This is a genomic window from Pseudomonas citronellolis, assembly GCF_900112375.1.
Taxonomy (GTDB): domain Bacteria; phylum Pseudomonadota; class Gammaproteobacteria; order Pseudomonadales; family Pseudomonadaceae; genus Pseudomonas; species Pseudomonas citronellolis.
Window position 1 is genome coordinate 1 of record NZ_FOLS01000037.1, and the last position, 14,866, is coordinate 14,866.

Here is a 14,866-nt window from a genome sequence, read left to right on the forward strand (position 1 = left end):
GTTTTATATGCCTTGAATATAAGGATTTCACGTTCGACGCAAGACTAGCGTGGCTGCACTTACGGGGGGATATTCTAATATTTCAATTTTTCGAGACCTGCAAGAACGGAGTTATTTAAATCACTCGATATTACGCCTAGAGTAATGTCACCTGCTTAGAAGTGGCGGGAATTGACAGCATACCGCGATTCCTGGGGTGGTACAGCCTGCACTCCAACCGGCATCGTTACTACAATCCCAACCCGGCCGTTTCCTGACCCCGGACCCGATCAAGCTGGCGGGTGGGTTGAACCACTACCAGTACGTGCCTAACCCGACGGGGTGGGTGGATCCGTTGGGGTTGAACAATTGTCCGGGTAGCGATGGCCGTAAGCCTCGGGAGGGGGACGATCCGGCGGCGCTGGTTGTACCTTACGAAAATATCCCTGTATTGCCTGATGCGGAGCCTGGTGTATACCTCTATAGAGGCGTCTATAAAGGGCATCCTGCCGAAGTCGATGCCCAAAAAGGGAGGGTTGTTCCAGGGCGCGTCAATGGTGACGTTACACCTGAAACGCATAATCGTGGTGGAGTCTCGGCTGAGAGTCCATATACATCGTGGACGCACTCTCCCTCGGTTGCCAGAAGTTGGGCTAGGGAGGGTGGGCTAGTTCTAAGGGCTAGAGTTGGTGCCCCAAGACCTGGGGACAGTTGGTCATTGACTATGTCAGAAGATATATGGGGGGAGAGAGAGGTTCTCTTGAAGGGGGTTAGAGAGGGGGATATAGAGGTGTTTAGACCATGAATTTGCTTGATTTGCTCTTGAGAAGGTTCTTGCTGGCTTCGGAAATGATGAAATTTATTTCGGGGATTGATTTTAAAATCCGAGAAGGCTTTTCATTTCGAGATGGATATGTTGTCAGAAAAACTATTGGTCGTTTTCTAATCGAGTCTACCACTCAGAGGGATAATGCTGTTTCCACTGGTGTTGAAATTATTGGTTTTGATGTTTTGATTGATTCCTTATCTGAAAGGGATGGGGGTGAGTTGGTCAATATGATTGTGCTGGGGAGTGAAAGTTGGGGAGGGCAGGCTTATTTTTGTGATGATAATAGTTTGCTAGGTGTTGTGTTGGGGAGGAAGAGGCGAAGTGGTTGGGTTACTCCATCTAAATGGAATGGTTCTGAAGAGATGTTGGTTGAGCATAATGTAAATTTAAGTGACTAGGCGACTGGAGTTTTATCTGCGGATGATGAGCTTTCAACTAATTAGATCACTTAGATACCCGCAGGAACTGACCAGCTATGGCGGTGAAATCCTCTAGTCGGCCCGCTACCGCGCATAGCTTGCCTGGAAGTAGCGGAAATCGACAACCCGCTGTGGTTTCAGAAGCAGTATTACGCTGCTCATAGCGCAGCACGTCACTTACTGAAGCTTCTTTCCCGAATACTTCACTCTCTGCTTCCTTGGCGCTATTCGTCATGGCCATTGTCGCAATGAAACGAGCATCTTCCCTTCTGCTGGTTAGTCTGAAGGCCTTTACGGGCGCTCAGTGAGGGGAATCATGGGATGCGATCTTCAGGGGCGGGTGATCGCCGCCACCTGCGCATTCGGTAGCCTTGGCCTGGCGTTGGCCGAGGTGGCGCGGGTAGGAGCTGCCGGGGGGGCTGATGGGGGCGGCGCTCCTCGGGGCTAGGCGTGGTGATGCTGCTGGTACCGGACGGCTCGTCGCTGGCGGTAAACCTGGCGCTGCTGGCCATCGCCAGGGCCACTTTGTTCGCTGCGGCGGGACTGCTGGTGGAGGGCATGCGGCGGATGGTTCGGCGTGCAGCGTGTGGGTATCTTCCACCTGGGCTTGGCGCTGGCCGTCTGATGCTGAGGTTGAGCCGAGTTGAGCGGCCAGAGCAAAGCTGGCGCAAGGCCGGCGTTTCCCGCAGGCATTAAAAAAGCCGGCTTGTGGCCGGCTCTTCAGGGGGTGGCCCGTCCTTACTTCTGGTAAGCAGCGACCGCCTTTGAATTCTGTGGACGCGGCTCTGGGACCGGCGTCGTGGGCGCGCACTTTAGCAAATTCGGCCGGGCTTGCCTAATGGCTTTTCCGCCAGGCGCCGTCGTTGCGACGAGCGTGCCCGTCGCGCGCAGAAAAAAGCCCCGCGCGAGGGCGGGGCTTCTTCGTGGCGGGTTGCCCCGCGACCATCACTTGGCCTGGAAGGCGGCGACGGCCTTGGTGATGTAGGAGCGCGCTTCTTCGGCGTTGCCCCAACCTTCGACCTTGACCCACTTGCCCTTCTCGAGGTCCTTGTAGTTCTCGAAGAAGTGCTTGATCTGCTCCAGCAGCAGGGCCGGCAGGTCGGTGTATTCCTTCACGTCGTGGTACAGCACGCTCAGCTTGTCGTGCGGTACGGCGATCAGCTTGGCGTCGCCGCCGGCTTCGTCGCTCATGTTCAGCACGCCGACCGGACGGGCGCGGATCACCGAACCCGGGGCCACCGGGTAGGGGGTCACGACCAGCACGTCCAGGGGGTCGCCGTCGTCGGCCAGGGTGTTGGGGATGAAGCCGTAGTTGGCCGGGTAGAACATCGGGGTGGCCATGAAACGGTCGACGAACAGGCAGTCGGTGTCCTTGTCGATCTCGTACTTGATCGGCGCGTGGTTGGCCGGGATCTCGATGGCGACGTAGATGTCGTTCGGCAGGTCTTTGCCAGCCGGGATGCTGCTGTAGCTCATGGACGACTCCAAGGGGGTTGGTCGGGCCGAAAAAGTGCGGCGGATTATAGGCAGATTGCCGTGGCCAAGCCACAGACATCGCTCAGTGCGCCGGAGTTTCCTGATAGTCGGGGTGCTCGCGCTGCAGTCGTTGCAGGCGCGCAAGCGGATCTTGCCGGTAGAACAGCCCCAGTTGCTCGTAGACCTTCGGATAGGCCCGGTGCAGCAGGTCCGGGGCGGTGAAGAAGTATTCGCTGGTGACGGCGAAGAATTCCGCCGGGTTCTCCGCCGCGTAGGGATCGATGGCGGTGTGCGCCTCGGGATGGCGGTCGAGCTTGCGGTTCATCTCGTCGTAGGCCGATTTCATCGCCGCCGACCAGTCGCCGATGCGCATGTCGCGGTGCAGCGGCGGCAGGCCGTTGGCGTCGCCGTCGAGCATGTCCAGCTTGTGCGCCAGTTCGTGGATCACCAGGTTGTAGGCGTCCCAGCCGCCGCCGTTTTCCACCCCGGGCCAGGCCAGCACCACCGGGCCCTGCAGCGAGGTTTCGCCGCTGCGCTCGTCGTCGAACTCGTGGATCACCCCGGCCGGGTCGCGGTGCTTCTGCGGGCTGAGGAAGTCGTCCGGGTAGAGCACCAGCTCGTGGAAGCCGCCGTACCAGTTCAGCTCCGGCAGGTGCAGCAGCGGCAACTGGGCCTGGGCCGCCAGCAGCAGGCAGCGGAAGTCGTCCAGCTCGACGCCGGGCAGGGCGGTGAGGTGCTTGTCGCGCAGGAACAGCAGCGCCCGCTCGCCGAGCAGGCGCAGTTCCTCTTCGCTCAGGCCGTCGAGGATTGGCAGGCGCCGCAGCACCTCGGCCCACAGCTGGGCGTCCAGCGGGTGGCGGGCGAGGAAGCGCCGGCGGCGCCAGGCGCTGAACGACCACATCGCGGTATCAGCGCTCCGAGGCCTGCGGCTTGCCGTTGCGCGCCAGCTTGTGGCGGATCACGCCGATCAGCATGGGCACCAGGGAGAAGGCGATGATGGCGATGATCATCACCGAGAGGTTCTGCTTGATGAAGGGCACGTTGCCGAAGAAGTAGCCCAGGGTGACCAGGCCGCCGACCCAGGCGACGCTGCCGGCGACGCTGAAGAACAGGAAGCGCAGGTAGGGCATGTAGGCCATGCCGGCGACGAAGGGGGCGAAGGTGCGCACGATGGGCAGGAAGCGCGCGAGGGTCACGGTCTTGCCGCCGTGGCGCTCGTAGAAGGTGTGGGTCTGGTCCAGGTAGTCGCGGCGGAACACCTTGGAGTCCGGGTTGCTGAACAGGCGCTTGCCCAGGGTTCGGCCGATCACGTAGTTGGTGCTGTCGCCGCTGATGGCCGCGAACAGCAGCAGGCCGCCCAGCACCCACGGGTCCATGCCGCCGGTGGCGCAGATGGCGCCGGCGATGAACAGCAGGGAGTCGCCGGGGAGGAAGGGCGTTACCACCAGGCCGGTTTCGCAGAAGATCACCAGGAACAGGATGGCGTAGATCCAGGCCCCGTAGTTGTTGACCAGCAGCGAGAGATAGGTGTCGAGATGCAGAACGAGGTCGATCGGGTTGAAATCCATGAGGCGCCTTGAAAACCGCGTGGTGAACTGCCGAGCCCGGCATTATAGGCACCCCCGCGTTGCAGTGGGGCGCGCTTTGTCGCAGGCGTCTGCCTAGGACAGGTTGCAGGATATTACAGCGCGCGAGTGAAAAGACTGTCGGCATGAAGGCTGCAGTTCTGCAGTGGAAATCTCTGTCGGAACCTCGCCCCATGTCCCTGCGTCTTGCCCATTCGCCCCTGCCCGGTGTCGCCCTTGGCGCCGGGCCCGATCTGCCGGCCCAGGCGGCGCGGGTGCGCGCCGAGTGGCTGGGTGGGCGCCAGGGGCGGCCGGCGCTGTTCATGCTGGGGCTGCTCTGGGGGCGCGGCTGCCCCAATCTGGTGCAGGAGTTGGAGGTGCAGCTGGATGCGCTCTTCGCCGATTTCGCCTGCGCGCCCGACGCCTGGTCCGAGGCCCAGGCGGTGCGCCAGGTGCTGGCCTCGCTGAACATGCTGAATTTCCGCCGCGCCCGGGCTGGCCGGCCAAGCGCCGAACTGGCCGCGGGCGTGCTGTTGGTGCAGGGCGGGCAGGCGCATTTCCTGCGTTGCGGCAACATCGGCCTGCTGCGTTACCGCGCCGGTGAGCTGCAGGCCCTGCCCGGCCGGGAGGATGGCAGCCTGGGCGCTCAGGCCGAGCTGCCGCTGACCCAGCACAACCTGCCGCTGCAGGCGGGCGAGGCCTTACTGATGGCGCCGCAGCCGCTGCTCGAGGTGATCGATCGCCGGCCGTTGCTGGAGGGCCTTGGACGGTGTGCCGAGGCTGAGCTGCCGGTGCTGCTGGAGCCGCTGCTGCGGGCGCCCGGCGCCGCCGCGCTGGTGCTGCCGCAGCGCCTGGTGGCGCAGCCGGGCCTGCCCGTGCCCACCGGCTGGCCGGCGCCGCCGGTGCTGCGGCCGGGGATAGCGCTGGAAGGCTGGCGGCTGCTGGAGGCCTGCCCCTATGGGCCCGAGGGGCGGCTGTTCCGCGTGCGTCACGAGGATGGCCGCGAGGCCTGGCTGCTGGCCGCGGCACAGGCCGCCGACCAGGCCTTCTGGCTGCGCGAATGGGCGTTGCGCGGCTGCAAGGTGGCGAGCCTGCCCGACGTGCTCTCGCCCCGTGTGCCGCGCCAGCATGCCTACCAACTGTTCGCCCTGCCGGCGGGGCGCTGGCGCAGCCTGGCGGATTGGCGCGGCGCCTGGCGCAAGCCGGGCCCGGCGGAGCTGCTGGGCTTGCTGCGGCAACTGGTGGAGGCCCTGCGGGCTTTGCAGCGGCGGGGCATGCAGGGGCTGTGGATATCTCCGCGGCAGATCGTGGTGGATGAGCGCGGGCACTTGCTGTTGCTGCCAGAGCTGGCGGCGATCGTGCCGGGCTGCCCGCGTCAGGCGTTGCCGGCCGATGTGCTGCCGCTGGCGCCGGAGCTGCGCGCGGGTGGCGCGCTGGACAGCCGCGCCGAGCAGTTCGTGGTGGCCGCCTACGCCTACTGGCTGGCCAGCGGGCGCTGGCCCGAGCCGGCCTTGCCGGAGGCTGGCGCGGCAGTGCGTTATCAACCCCTGGCGGACCTCGGGGTGGCCGTGCCGCCCGGCTGGGATGGTTGCCTGGCGCGGGCCCTGGCGCCGGAGCCGGAAAACCGCTTCGAGGCGCTGTCGGAACTGGTCCAGGCCCTGGAGGCCGGGTTAGCGCAGGCTCGCCTGCCAGTCCAGGGTTGGCGCCGCTGGGCGGTTGTCGGCGCCTTCGCGGGCGCGGTCGTGGCCGGCGGCGCCTGGTACCTGCTCGGCTAGCGGGTGTTCGGCCACGGCGCGCATGCCCTGGGCGGTTTCCAGGTGGGCGTCGGCGATCAACTGTTGCAGGCGACCGCTTTGGCGCAGCGTACGCAGGCCGCGGTCGAGGTTGGCGGCCAGCGCCTCGCCGCCGGTGCGGGTCTTGGGAATCAGCACGTAGAGGGGCTTGACCTCAAGCGGCGGCTCGATGAATTCCAGCTGTTCGCGCAGCGCCGGGGCGTTGCGCGCCAGCAGGTGGTAGCCGGTGTAGCGGTCCACCACCGCCAGGTCGAGGCGCCCGCGCAGGAGTTTTTCCAGGTTCTGCCAGTCGTTGTTGACCACTTCCTTGGTGAGGAAGTCGGCCTTGTCGAAGTCCGCCTGGTTGACGTAGCCGCGCACCACGCCGATGCGGTAGGGGCGCAGGCTGTCGAGGTCGCCGGCGCGGTAGGCGATGGCGCGGTCGCGGCGGTGGAAGAAGCCCAGCTGCGAGTCCAGCAGCGGCATCGAGGTGTAGAAGTCGCGGCTGCGGTCGGCCGACAGGTAGGCCGGCATCAGGGCGTCGTAGTGGCCTTCGCGGGTTTCGTTGAGGGCCCGCTGCCAGGGCAGGAACACCCGTTCGGCGCGGTCGCCGTTGAGCGCCAGGGCCTCGTCGAGGATGCGGCTGGCCAGGCCCTGGCCGGGCAGGTCGGCGCCGACGTAGGGTTCCCAGTCGAGGGTGGCCACGCGCAGGGTATCGGCCTGGACGGTGCCCAGGCCGAACAGCAGGAGCAGGGTGAAGTGACGCAGTAGACGCTGGGGATTGCCCATGGAGCCCCTTAGCCGCCGAACGCCGGGCGGCACGTGCGATGCTTCACTGTAATGCTGGCGTTAAGCCATTGCCAGCGTAATGCGCCCTCGGCTTAGACGAGATCGTCACTGATGGGCAGGATGTAGTTCTTGAACTCGGTGTCCTCGCGGAAACCGATGGACTCGTAGACCTTCTGCGCCACCTCGTTGTTGGTGCTGGTGGACACGCGCATGCGCACGGCGTTGGTTTCCCGCGCCATCTGCCGGGCGTGCTGCAGCAGGTGGTCGGCCACCAGCTGGCGGCGGGCGTCCTCGGCGACGTAGATGTCGTTGAGGATCCACACGCGCTTGAGCGACAGCGAGGAGAAGCTCGGGTAGAGCTGGCAGAAGCCCAGCAGCTTGTCGTCGCTGTCGTCCGGCAGCGCCAGGTAGATCACCGACTCCTTGCGCTTCAGGCGCTTCTCGAGGAATTTCCGCGAGGATTCGGGGTAGGGCAGCATCCCGTAGAACTCACGGTACTTGACGAACAGCGGGGCGAGCAGGTCGAGGTGATCGAGGGTGGCTTGCACGATGCGCATGGGCGGATCTCTGCGTTCGGTGAATGGGCTGCTGTCACGATGCAGGTGCTGTGCCAGCACAGCACTGCCCGGATGCTGCACCAGAAATCGTTGAAAGCGCAATCCAAGCGAGCGTTTGATCGACAGTGGTGTTTCGGTGTGCGTGTGGGGTGGCGGTGTTCCGGCCAACGGCGGATAACCGCGAATGGTTATGCGCCCTACGTTCCATGGGCTCGGCCGTAGGAGCGGATTCATCTGCGATAGCCGGCCACGCACCCCGCTCCTACGCCCTCCGGCAAACACAAGACCCGTAGGATGGCGTTGAGCGAAGCGATACCCATCACCACGACCGCATGGGTTTCGCCAAGGCTCAACCCATCCTACGAAAAGCGCCTTGGCGCAGCCGGCAAGACAGTTGCTCCTACCGTACGGGCAGGCCCGGCTTCTCGTAGGAGCGAGCTTGCTCGCGAACAGACGCCGTGCCATGCGGTTCGCGAGCAAGAACTAGGCGTCCCCCTCGATCCTACGAAGGAAGAAGGGCGCTTCGGCGCAGCCGGCCTCAGCGCCCGGCCAGCAGGAAGTTGGCCCCCGGCCCCTGGCCTTCCAGCGTCGGCAGTTCCGCCTCGTCCTTCAGGTTCACCCCCGAGAGCTGGCGGCGGCAGGCTTCGCGCATCAGGTACAGCAGGCGGTGGGCGGCCATGCCGTAGCTCAGGCCTTCCAGGCGCACGTTGGAGATGCAGTTGCGGTAGGCGTCGTTCAGGCCCACCTTCGGCGCCCAGGTGAAGTACAGGCCGAGGCTGTCCGGCGAGCTGAGGCCGGGGCGTTCGCCGATGAGGATGACCACCATCTTCGCCCGCAGCAGTTCGCCCACCTCGTCCGCCACCGCGACGCGTCCCTGTTGCACCAGGGCCACCGGCGACAGGCTCCAGTTCTCGGTTGCGGCCATGTCCTCCAAGCGTTCCAGGAAGGGCAGGGCATGGCGCTGCACGGCCAGCGCGGAGAGACCGTCGGCCACCACCACGGCCAGGTCGTAGCCCGCGGGGTTGGTCTCGCCGTGCTGGCGCAGCAGGGTCGCCGAGTCTTCGTCCAGGCGGCGGCCCAGGTCGGGGCGCTGCAGGTAGGTGTGGCGGTCGGCGGCGGCGCTGTGCAGCAGCAGGCTTGCGCGCCCGCGTTCGGCCAGGGCGGCGCTCAGGCCGGCGTGGTCGAAGGGCAGGTGCACGGCGTCGCGGGCCTGGGCGTGGGCGAACTGGAAGTCCAGTTGCGCCCTGGTCGGCAGGCTGGTGCCGGCGCGGCCCAGGGCGATACGCGCGGGGGTCAGGCGGCGCAGTTCCTGCCAGGGGTTGGGGGTGGCGGTGGACTTCTCTTCGCTCATCCGCGCGTCCTCAGTTCAGTTGCGCCAGGGCCGGGCGGAACGCCGGCGGCAGTTGCTCGGCCAGGCGCACCTTGCCTTCGCGCTGCTGCAGGATGTGCATGCGTTCCAGCCATGCCTCGAACTCCGGCGCCGGGCGCAGGCCCAGGCTCTGGCGGGCGTAGAGGGCGTCGTGGAAGGAGGTGGTCTGGTAGTTGAGCATCACGTCGTCGGAGCCGGGGATGCCCATGATGAAGTTGATGCCGGCCACGCCCAGCAGGGTCAGCAGCATGTCCATGTCGTCCTGGTCGGCCTCGGCATGGTTGGTGTAGCAGATGTCGCAGCCCATGGGCACGCCCAGCAGCTTGCCGCAGAAGTGGTCCTCCAGGCCGGCGCGGATGATCTGCTTGCCGTTGTACAGGTATTCCGGGCCGATGAAGCCGACCACGGTGTTCACCAGGAACGGCTTGAAATGCCGGGCCACGGCGTAGGCGCGGGCCTCGCAGGTCTGCTGGTCGACGCCGTGGTGGGCGTTGGCCGACAGCGCGCTGCCCTGGCCGGTCTCGAAGTACATGAGGTTGTCGCCCAGCGTCCCGCGCTTGAGCGACAGGCCCGCCTCGTAGCCTTCCTGGAGGATCGCCAGGCTCACGCCGAAGCTGGCGTTGGCCGCCTCGGTGCCGGCGATGGACTGGAACACCAGGTCCAACGGCGCGCCGCGGTTGATCGCCTCGATGGAGCTGGTGACGTGGGTCAGCACGCAGGACTGGGTGGGGATTTCGTAGCGCTGGATGATGGCGTCGAGCATCTCCAGCAGGGTGCAGATGGATTGCAGGCTGTCGGTGGCCGGGTTGATCCCCAGCATGGCGTCGCCGTTGCCGTAGAGCAGGCCGTCGAGGACGCTGGCGGCGATGCCGGCCGGGTCGTCGGTGGGGTGGTTGGGCTGCAGCCGGGTGGACAGCCGGCCGCGCAGGCCCAGGGTGTTGCGGAAGCGGGTGACCACGCGGATTTTCTGCGCCACCAGCACCAGGTCCTGCACGCGCATGATCTTCGACACCGCCGCGGCCATCTCCGGCGTCAGTCCTGGCGCCAGGGCGCGCAGGCTGGCCTCGTCGGCGGCGTCGCCGAGCAGCCAGTCGCGGAAGTCGCCCACCGTCAGGTGGCTGACCGGGGCGAAGGCGGCGCGGTCGTGGCCGTCGATGATCAGGCGGGTGACTTCGTCCTGCTCGTAGGGGATCAGCGCCTCGTCGAGGAAGCGCTTGAGCGGCACCTCGGCCAGGGCCATCTGCGCGGCCACGCGCTCGGCGTCGCTGCCGGCGGCGACGCCGGCCAGGCAGTCGCCGGAGCGCGCCGGGCTGGCCTTGGCCATCAGCTGCCTGAGGCTGTCGAAGCGCCAGGTCTGGCCACCGACGCTGTGGGCGTATCCGGGCATGGGAACTCCTTGTGCTCAACGGCGCCGGACCTCGCGGCCCGGCGCGGGTGGATCAACCTTCGCTGGCGAAGCTGGCCGGCACGCCACGGCGCGCGGCGATCACCAGATTGCAGCAGATGAAGCCGGCGAGCATCAGCGCCAGGAACACCAGGGCGATCATCTGGTTGTACCACAGCATGGCAGCCAGGCAGACCAGCGCCAGGGCCAGGGCGATGCCCGGCACGATCGGGTAGCCGGGCGCGCGGAAGGTGCGCTCCAGGTGCGGCTCGCTGCGGCGCAGCTTGAACAGGCTGAGCATGCTCATGATGTACATGACGATGGCGCCGAACACGCTCATGGTGATCATCGCGGCGGTCAGGGTCATGCCCTGCAGGCTGATCAGGTTGTCGCTGAAGATCGCCGCGATGCCCACCACGCCGCCGGCGAGGATGGCCCGGTGCGGGGTCTGGAAGCGCGACAGCTTCGCCAGGCCCGCGGGCAGGAAGCCGGCGCGGGCCAGGGCGAAGAATTGCCGCGAGTAGCCGAGGATGATGCCGTGGAAGCTGGCCACCAGGCCGAACAGGCCGATCCACACCAGCATGTGCATCCAGGTGGAGTTGTTGCCGACCACCGCTTTCATGGCCTGCGGCAGCGGGTCGTTGATGTTCGACAGCTCGCGCCAGTCGCCGACGCCGCCGGCGAAGATCATCACGCCGATGGCCAGGGTCACCAGGGTGAGGATGCCGGCGATGTAGGCGCGCGGGATGGTGCGTTTCGGGTCCTTGGCTTCCTCGGCGGCCATGGCCGCGCCCTCGATGGCGAGGAAGAACCAGATGGCGAAGGGAATGGCCGCGAAGATGCCGCCGATGGCCGCGCTGCTGAAGGTGCTGGAGCCGGCCCAGCCGTTGAGCACGAAGTTGCTGAAGCTGAAGCCCGGCGCCACCACGCCCATGAACACCAGCAGCTCGGCCACGGCGAGCACGGTGACCACCAGCTCGAAGGTGGCGGCGATGCTCACGCCGAGGATGTTCAGCGTCATGAAGATGGCGTAGGCGCCGGTGGCCGCCCATTTCGGGTCCAGCGCCGGGAACTGCACGTTGAGGTAGGCGCCGATGGCCATGGCGATGGCCGGCGGGGCGAAGACGAACTCGATCAGGGTGGCGATGCCGGCGATGGTCGCGCCGTTCTTGCCGAAGGCCCGCAGGCTGTAGGCGAAGGGCCCGCCGGCGTGGGGGATGGCGGTGGTCAGCTCGGTGTAGCTGAAGATGAAACAGGTGTACATCAGGGCCACCATCAGAGTGGTGACCAGGAAGCCCAGGGTGCCGGCGGTGCCCCAGCCGTAGCTCCAGCCGAAGTACTCGCCGGAAATCACCAGGCCCACGGCCAGGCCCCAGAGGTGCAAGGTTCCCAGCGTCGGTTTTAGTTGTGATGCGCTCATTGCGGACTCCTCTGCCCCTCGGGGCGTGGACGGGTTGCCTGGCTTCGATGGTAGCGACGGCGGGGGCCCAGGACTTGACCCTGGAGCCCGCCGTGCGGCCTCTGCGGTCAAGTTGCAACGAGGTGTTACCCATCGCCCCAGGATGGCGCGAGGCCTGCACGGGAATGTCGCGCCCGCGGGCCGATGCGGCGGCTGTCATGGGGTATTTCGGGCCTCCGGGGCAAGGCACGGTAATTGCTACGTGGTTTTGTCGGATAAGCGATCAATAACAACGAGCGTGCCCATGAACCCGTCCCTGTTTTCCTGTGCCGTCGCCACGCCCTCGGCGAGCAACCTGGGCGTGCTGTCCGCCGCCGCCAGCGGACTGGATGGCTTCATCACCGCCCAGGGCGGCGACATCGACCGCGTCTTCGGCCGCGCCGGCATCGACCCCGAGCGCCTGCGCCACCCCACCCTGAGCCTGGCCCTGACCAACTATTGCCAGGTGCTGGAGGAGGCGGCGCGGCAGTCCGGCTGCGACAACTTCGGCCTGCGCTACGGCCAGCAGTTCCAGCCCCGCGCCCTCGGCCTGCTGGGCTACGTGGGGCTGTGTTCGGAAACCCTGGAAGACGCCCTGCGCAACTTCGCCGCGGCCTTTCCCTTCCACCAGCACAGCACCCTGATCCGCCTGGTGGATTGCGGCGAGTGCTTCCGCTTCGACTACCAGGTGCAGCACGGCGCCATCCTCGATCGCCGCCAGGATGCCGAACTGACAATGGGCATGGCGCTGAACCTGCTGCGCCACGCCCTCGGCCAGGACTGGTCGCCGCGCGCTGTGGGCTTCGAGCACGCCCGCCCGGAGGACTGGCAGGAGCACGCGCGGGTGTTCGGCGCGCCGGTGCATTTCCAGCGCGGCTGCAATTCGCTGCTGGTGCCCAAGGCCGACATCAAGGGGCGGCTGATGCCCGAGCGCGACGCCAACCTGCTGTTCCTGGTGCAGGACGTGATCCGCCGCCTCGGCGAGCAGGGCCGCGGGCCGGACCTGCTGGAAGACGCCGGCACCCATATCCGCCTGGCCCTGAGCGAGGGCGAACCGGTGCTGGAACTGATCGCCGAGCGCCTGGAACTGACCACCGCCGGCCTGCAACGGCGCCTGCGCGAGGCGGGGCTGAGCTTCAGCCAACTGGTGGAAAACACCCGCCGCGAACTGGCGGTGCACTACCTGCGCCAGCGCCAGCGGCCGATCTCCGAACTGGCGCCGCTGTTGGGCTACTCCGAGACCAGCGCCTTCTCCCGCGCCTTCCGCCGCTGGTTCGGCGTGAGCCCGCGGCAATGGCGCAGCGACGAAGCCTGATCTTCCCGGCCGCGCCGGCGCGCTCTTCGTAGGAGCGAGCTTGCTCGGGAACAGACCCCGCTGCGGGGCTCATTCGCGAGCAAGCTCGCTCCTACGAAAAGCCGTGCATGCCTGCAACGTAGAACCTTGACCGCGATAACCGGAGATTCCGGCGCGCCACCCGCGCCATTCCCATGTAGGAGCGCGCCCTGCGCGCGATTCGCGGGCAGGGCCCGCTCCTACAGGTTGACTGCGAATTTCCCATCCATGGCGGGAGATAACGGCGGGTAACCGCGAACGCTTACTTCTTCGAGACGAAAAAAAGCGCGGCCCGAAGGCCGCGCGGAAGAGAGTCGGAAGCTCGGTCGGATCAGAAGAAGCCCAGCGGATTGATGTCGTAGCTGACCAGCAGGTTCTTGGTCTGCTGGTAGTGGTCGAGCATCATCTTGTGGGTCTCGCGGCCCACGCCGGATTTCTTGTAGCCGCCGAACGCGGCGTGCGCCGGGTACAGGTGGTAGCAGTTGGTCCACACGCGGCCGGCCTTGATGCCGCGGCCCATGCGGTAGGCGCGGTTGATGTCGCGGGTCCAGACGCCGGCGCCCAGGCCGTACTCGGTGTCGTTGGCGATGGCCAGGGCCTCGGCTTCGTCCTTGAAGGTAGTGACGCCCACCACCGGGCCGAAGATTTCTTCCTGGAACACGCGCATCTTGTTGCTGCCCTTGAGCAGCGTCGGCTGGATGTAGTAGCCGGTGGCCAGGCTGCCTTCGAGCTTCTCGACCTGGCCGCCGACCAGCACTTCGGCGCCTTCCTGCTGGGCGATGTCGAGGTAGGAGAGGATCTTGTCGAACTGCTGCTGCGAGGCCTGGGCGCCGACCATGGTGTCGGTGTCCAGCGGGTCGCCGCGCTTGATCGCCTTGACCTTCTTCATCACCACTTCCATGAACTGCGGGTAGATGGATTCCTGTACCAGCGCGCGGGACGGGCAGGTGCACACCTCGCCCTGGTTGAAGAAGGCCAGCACCAGGCCCTCGGCGGCCTTCTCGATGAAGGTCGGCTCGGCCTGCATGATGTCTTCGAAGTAGATGTTCGGGCTCTTGCCGCCCAGTTCCACGGTGCTGGGGATGATGTTCTTCGCCGCGCATTCGAGGATGTGCGAGCCCACCGGGGTGGAGCCGGTGAAGGCGATCTTGGCGATGCGCTTGCTGGTGGCCAGCGCCTCGCCGGCTTCCTTGCCGAAGCCTTGGACGACGTTGAGCACGCCCGGCGGCAGCAGGTCGCCGATGATTTCCATCAGCACGCAGATGCCCAGCGGTGTCTGCTCGGCCGGCTTGAGCACCACGCAGTTGCCGGCGGCCAGGGCCGGGGCGAGTTTCCAGGCGGCCATCAGCAGAGGGAAGTTCCACGGGATGATCTGCCCGACCACGCCCAGCGGCTCGTGGATGTGGTAGGCCACGGTGCTGTCGTTGATCTCCGCGGCCGAGCCTTCCTGGGCGCGGATGCAGCCGGCGAAGTAGCGGAAGTGGTCGGCGGCCAGCGGGATGTCGGCGTTGAGGGTTTCGCGCACCGGCTTGCCGTTGTCCCAGGTCTCGGTGACGGCGAGCACTTCCAGGTTCTGTTCGATGCGGTCGGCGATCTTCAGCAGGACCAGCGAGCGCTCCTGCACCGAAGTGCGACCCCAGGCATCGGCCGCGGCATGGGCGGCATCCAGGGCCTTGTCGATGTCGGCGGCGTCGGAGCGGGGGAACTCGGCGATGGGCTGGCCGTTCACCGGCGAGGTGTTGACGAAGTACTGGCCGTTGACCGGCGGTACGAACTCGCCACCGATGTAGTTGCCGTAGCGGGACTTGAAGGAAACGACAGCACCTTGGCTACCGGGTTGGGCGTAACGCATGGTGGATCTCCTGGCTCTTGTGCTTGTTGGGGAGGACGCGTTTGCGGTCTGACAAGCGTAGAGCAAGGGCCGGGCCATGCCAGTGCGAACCGCGTGGTTGCTGG

12 protein-coding genes and 1 pseudogene are annotated in these 14,866 nt (G+C 66.1%); 4 read left to right on the forward strand and 9 right to left on the reverse strand.

Annotated elements, in window-relative coordinates; all coding sequences use genetic code 11:
• Nucleotides 1-143: 143 nt before the first annotated feature.
• Together BM060_RS33410 and BM060_RS32665 are read left to right on the forward strand one after the other, a co-directional pair.
• A pseudogene (locus tag BM060_RS33410) lies at nt 144-358 on the forward strand (RHS repeat-associated core domain-containing protein); the annotation flags it as partial.
• 422 nt (nt 359-780) lie between these two features.
• Nucleotides 781-1,206, forward strand: coding sequence for a hypothetical protein (locus BM060_RS32665; RefSeq protein ID WP_135499902.1), 426 nt, complete (start codon nt 781-783; stop codon nt 1,204-1,206).
• 966 nt (nt 1,207-2,172) lie between these two features.
• On the opposite strand, the gene ppa is transcribed toward BM060_RS32665, so the two are convergent.
• The 3 genes from ppa to BM060_RS27365 form a co-directional block, all read right to left on the reverse strand.
• A complete protein-coding gene (gene ppa, locus BM060_RS27355) occupies nt 2,173-2,703 on the reverse strand; it encodes an inorganic diphosphatase (protein WP_009615962.1) in 531 nt (176 codons plus the stop codon).
• 82 nt (nt 2,704-2,785) lie between these two features.
• Nucleotides 2,786-3,604, reverse strand: coding sequence for a M90 family metallopeptidase (locus tag BM060_RS27360; RefSeq protein ID WP_074984931.1), 819 nt, complete (start codon nt 3,602-3,604; stop codon nt 2,786-2,788).
• A gap of 7 nt (nt 3,605-3,611) precedes the next feature.
• On the reverse strand, nt 3,612-4,271 hold the full coding sequence (locus tag BM060_RS27365; protein WP_074984933.1) for a DedA family protein: 660 nt from the start codon (nt 4,269-4,271) through the stop codon (nt 3,612-3,614).
• 191 nt (nt 4,272-4,462) lie between these two features.
• On the opposite strand from BM060_RS27365, the gene BM060_RS27370 reads away from it, so the two are divergent.
• Nucleotides 4,463-6,043, forward strand: a complete 1,581-nt coding sequence (locus tag BM060_RS27370) for a PP2C family serine/threonine-protein phosphatase (RefSeq protein WP_074984935.1) — start codon at nt 4,463-4,465, stop codon at nt 6,041-6,043.
• Here BM060_RS27370 and BM060_RS27375 read toward each other — a convergent pair.
• The 5 genes from BM060_RS27375 to eat all read right to left on the reverse strand — a co-directional run bounded on the left by BM060_RS27375 (nt 5,939) and on the right by eat (nt 11,559).
• Complete coding sequence (locus BM060_RS27375; RefSeq protein WP_074984937.1) at nt 5,939-6,829, reverse strand: substrate-binding periplasmic protein; 891 nt, start codon at nt 6,827-6,829, stop codon at nt 5,939-5,941. The two genes, BM060_RS27370 and BM060_RS27375, sit on opposite strands and share 105 nt — an antisense overlap.
• Before the next feature lie 92 nt (nt 6,830-6,921).
• Nucleotides 6,922-7,386 (reverse strand): GNAT family N-acetyltransferase, encoded by a 465-nt coding sequence (locus BM060_RS27380; protein WP_009615966.1) that lies wholly within the window; start codon nt 7,384-7,386, stop codon nt 6,922-6,924.
• A 538-nt stretch (nt 7,387-7,924) separates the two neighbouring features.
• Nucleotides 7,925-8,737, reverse strand: a complete 813-nt coding sequence (gene eutC, locus BM060_RS27385; protein ID WP_074984940.1) for an ethanolamine ammonia-lyase subunit EutC — start codon at nt 8,735-8,737, stop codon at nt 7,925-7,927.
• 10 nt (nt 8,738-8,747) lie between these two features.
• Nucleotides 8,748-10,142 carry an ethanolamine ammonia-lyase subunit EutB gene (locus tag BM060_RS27390; protein ID WP_074984943.1) on the reverse strand — a complete coding sequence of 465 codons (1,395 nt, stop codon included), beginning with the start codon at nt 10,140-10,142 and terminating at the stop codon, nt 8,748-8,750.
• A 52-nt stretch (nt 10,143-10,194) separates the two neighbouring features.
• A complete protein-coding gene (eat, locus tag BM060_RS27395) occupies nt 10,195-11,559 on the reverse strand; it encodes an ethanolamine permease (protein WP_074984945.1) in 1,365 nt (454 codons plus the stop codon).
• A 283-nt stretch (nt 11,560-11,842) separates the two neighbouring features.
• Here eat and qhpR point away from each other — a divergent pair, with 283 nt between their 5' ends.
• Nucleotides 11,843-12,892 carry an AraC-like transcriptional regulator QhpR gene (gene qhpR, locus BM060_RS27400; RefSeq protein WP_074984948.1) on the forward strand — a complete coding sequence of 350 codons (1,050 nt, stop codon included), beginning with the start codon at nt 11,843-11,845 and terminating at the stop codon, nt 12,890-12,892.
• A 349-nt stretch (nt 12,893-13,241) separates the two neighbouring features.
• Here qhpR and exaC read toward each other — a convergent pair whose 3' ends face one another.
• On the reverse strand, nt 13,242-14,762 hold the full coding sequence (gene exaC, locus BM060_RS27405) for an acetaldehyde dehydrogenase ExaC (protein WP_009615972.1): 1,521 nt from the start codon (nt 14,760-14,762) through the stop codon (nt 13,242-13,244).
• Between the last annotated feature and the right edge of the window lie 104 nt (nt 14,763-14,866).

Bases quoted from the DNA above. Each gene is read 5' to 3' on its own strand.
- BM060_RS32665 (WP_135499902.1), top strand. From the start codon at position 781: ATGAATTTGCTTGATTTGCTCTTGAGAAGGTTCTTGCTGGCTTCGGAA.
- ppa (WP_009615962.1), bottom strand. From the start codon at position 2,703: ATGAGCTACAGCAGCATCCCGGCTGGCAAAGACCTGCCGAACGACATC.
- BM060_RS27360 (WP_074984931.1), bottom strand. From the start codon at position 3,604: ATGTGGTCGTTCAGCGCCTGGCGCCGCCGGCGCTTCCTCGCCCGCCAC.
- BM060_RS27365 (WP_074984933.1), bottom strand. From the start codon at position 4,271: ATGGATTTCAACCCGATCGACCTCGTTCTGCATCTCGACACCTATCTC.
- BM060_RS27370 (WP_074984935.1), top strand. From the start codon at position 4,463: ATGTCCCTGCGTCTTGCCCATTCGCCCCTGCCCGGTGTCGCCCTTGGC.
- BM060_RS27375 (WP_074984937.1), bottom strand. From the start codon at position 6,829: ATGGGCAATCCCCAGCGTCTACTGCGTCACTTCACCCTGCTCCTGCTG.
- BM060_RS27380 (WP_009615966.1), bottom strand. From the start codon at position 7,386: ATGCGCATCGTGCAAGCCACCCTCGATCACCTCGACCTGCTCGCCCCG.
- eutC (WP_074984940.1), bottom strand. From the start codon at position 8,737: ATGAGCGAAGAGAAGTCCACCGCCACCCCCAACCCCTGGCAGGAACTG.
- BM060_RS27390 (WP_074984943.1), bottom strand. From the start codon at position 10,142: ATGCCCGGATACGCCCACAGCGTCGGTGGCCAGACCTGGCGCTTCGAC.
- eat (WP_074984945.1), bottom strand. From the start codon at position 11,559: ATGAGCGCATCACAACTAAAACCGACGCTGGGAACCTTGCACCTCTGG.
- qhpR (WP_074984948.1), top strand. From the start codon at position 11,843: ATGAACCCGTCCCTGTTTTCCTGTGCCGTCGCCACGCCCTCGGCGAGC.
- exaC (WP_009615972.1), bottom strand. From the start codon at position 14,762: ATGCGTTACGCCCAACCCGGTAGCCAAGGTGCTGTCGTTTCCTTCAAG.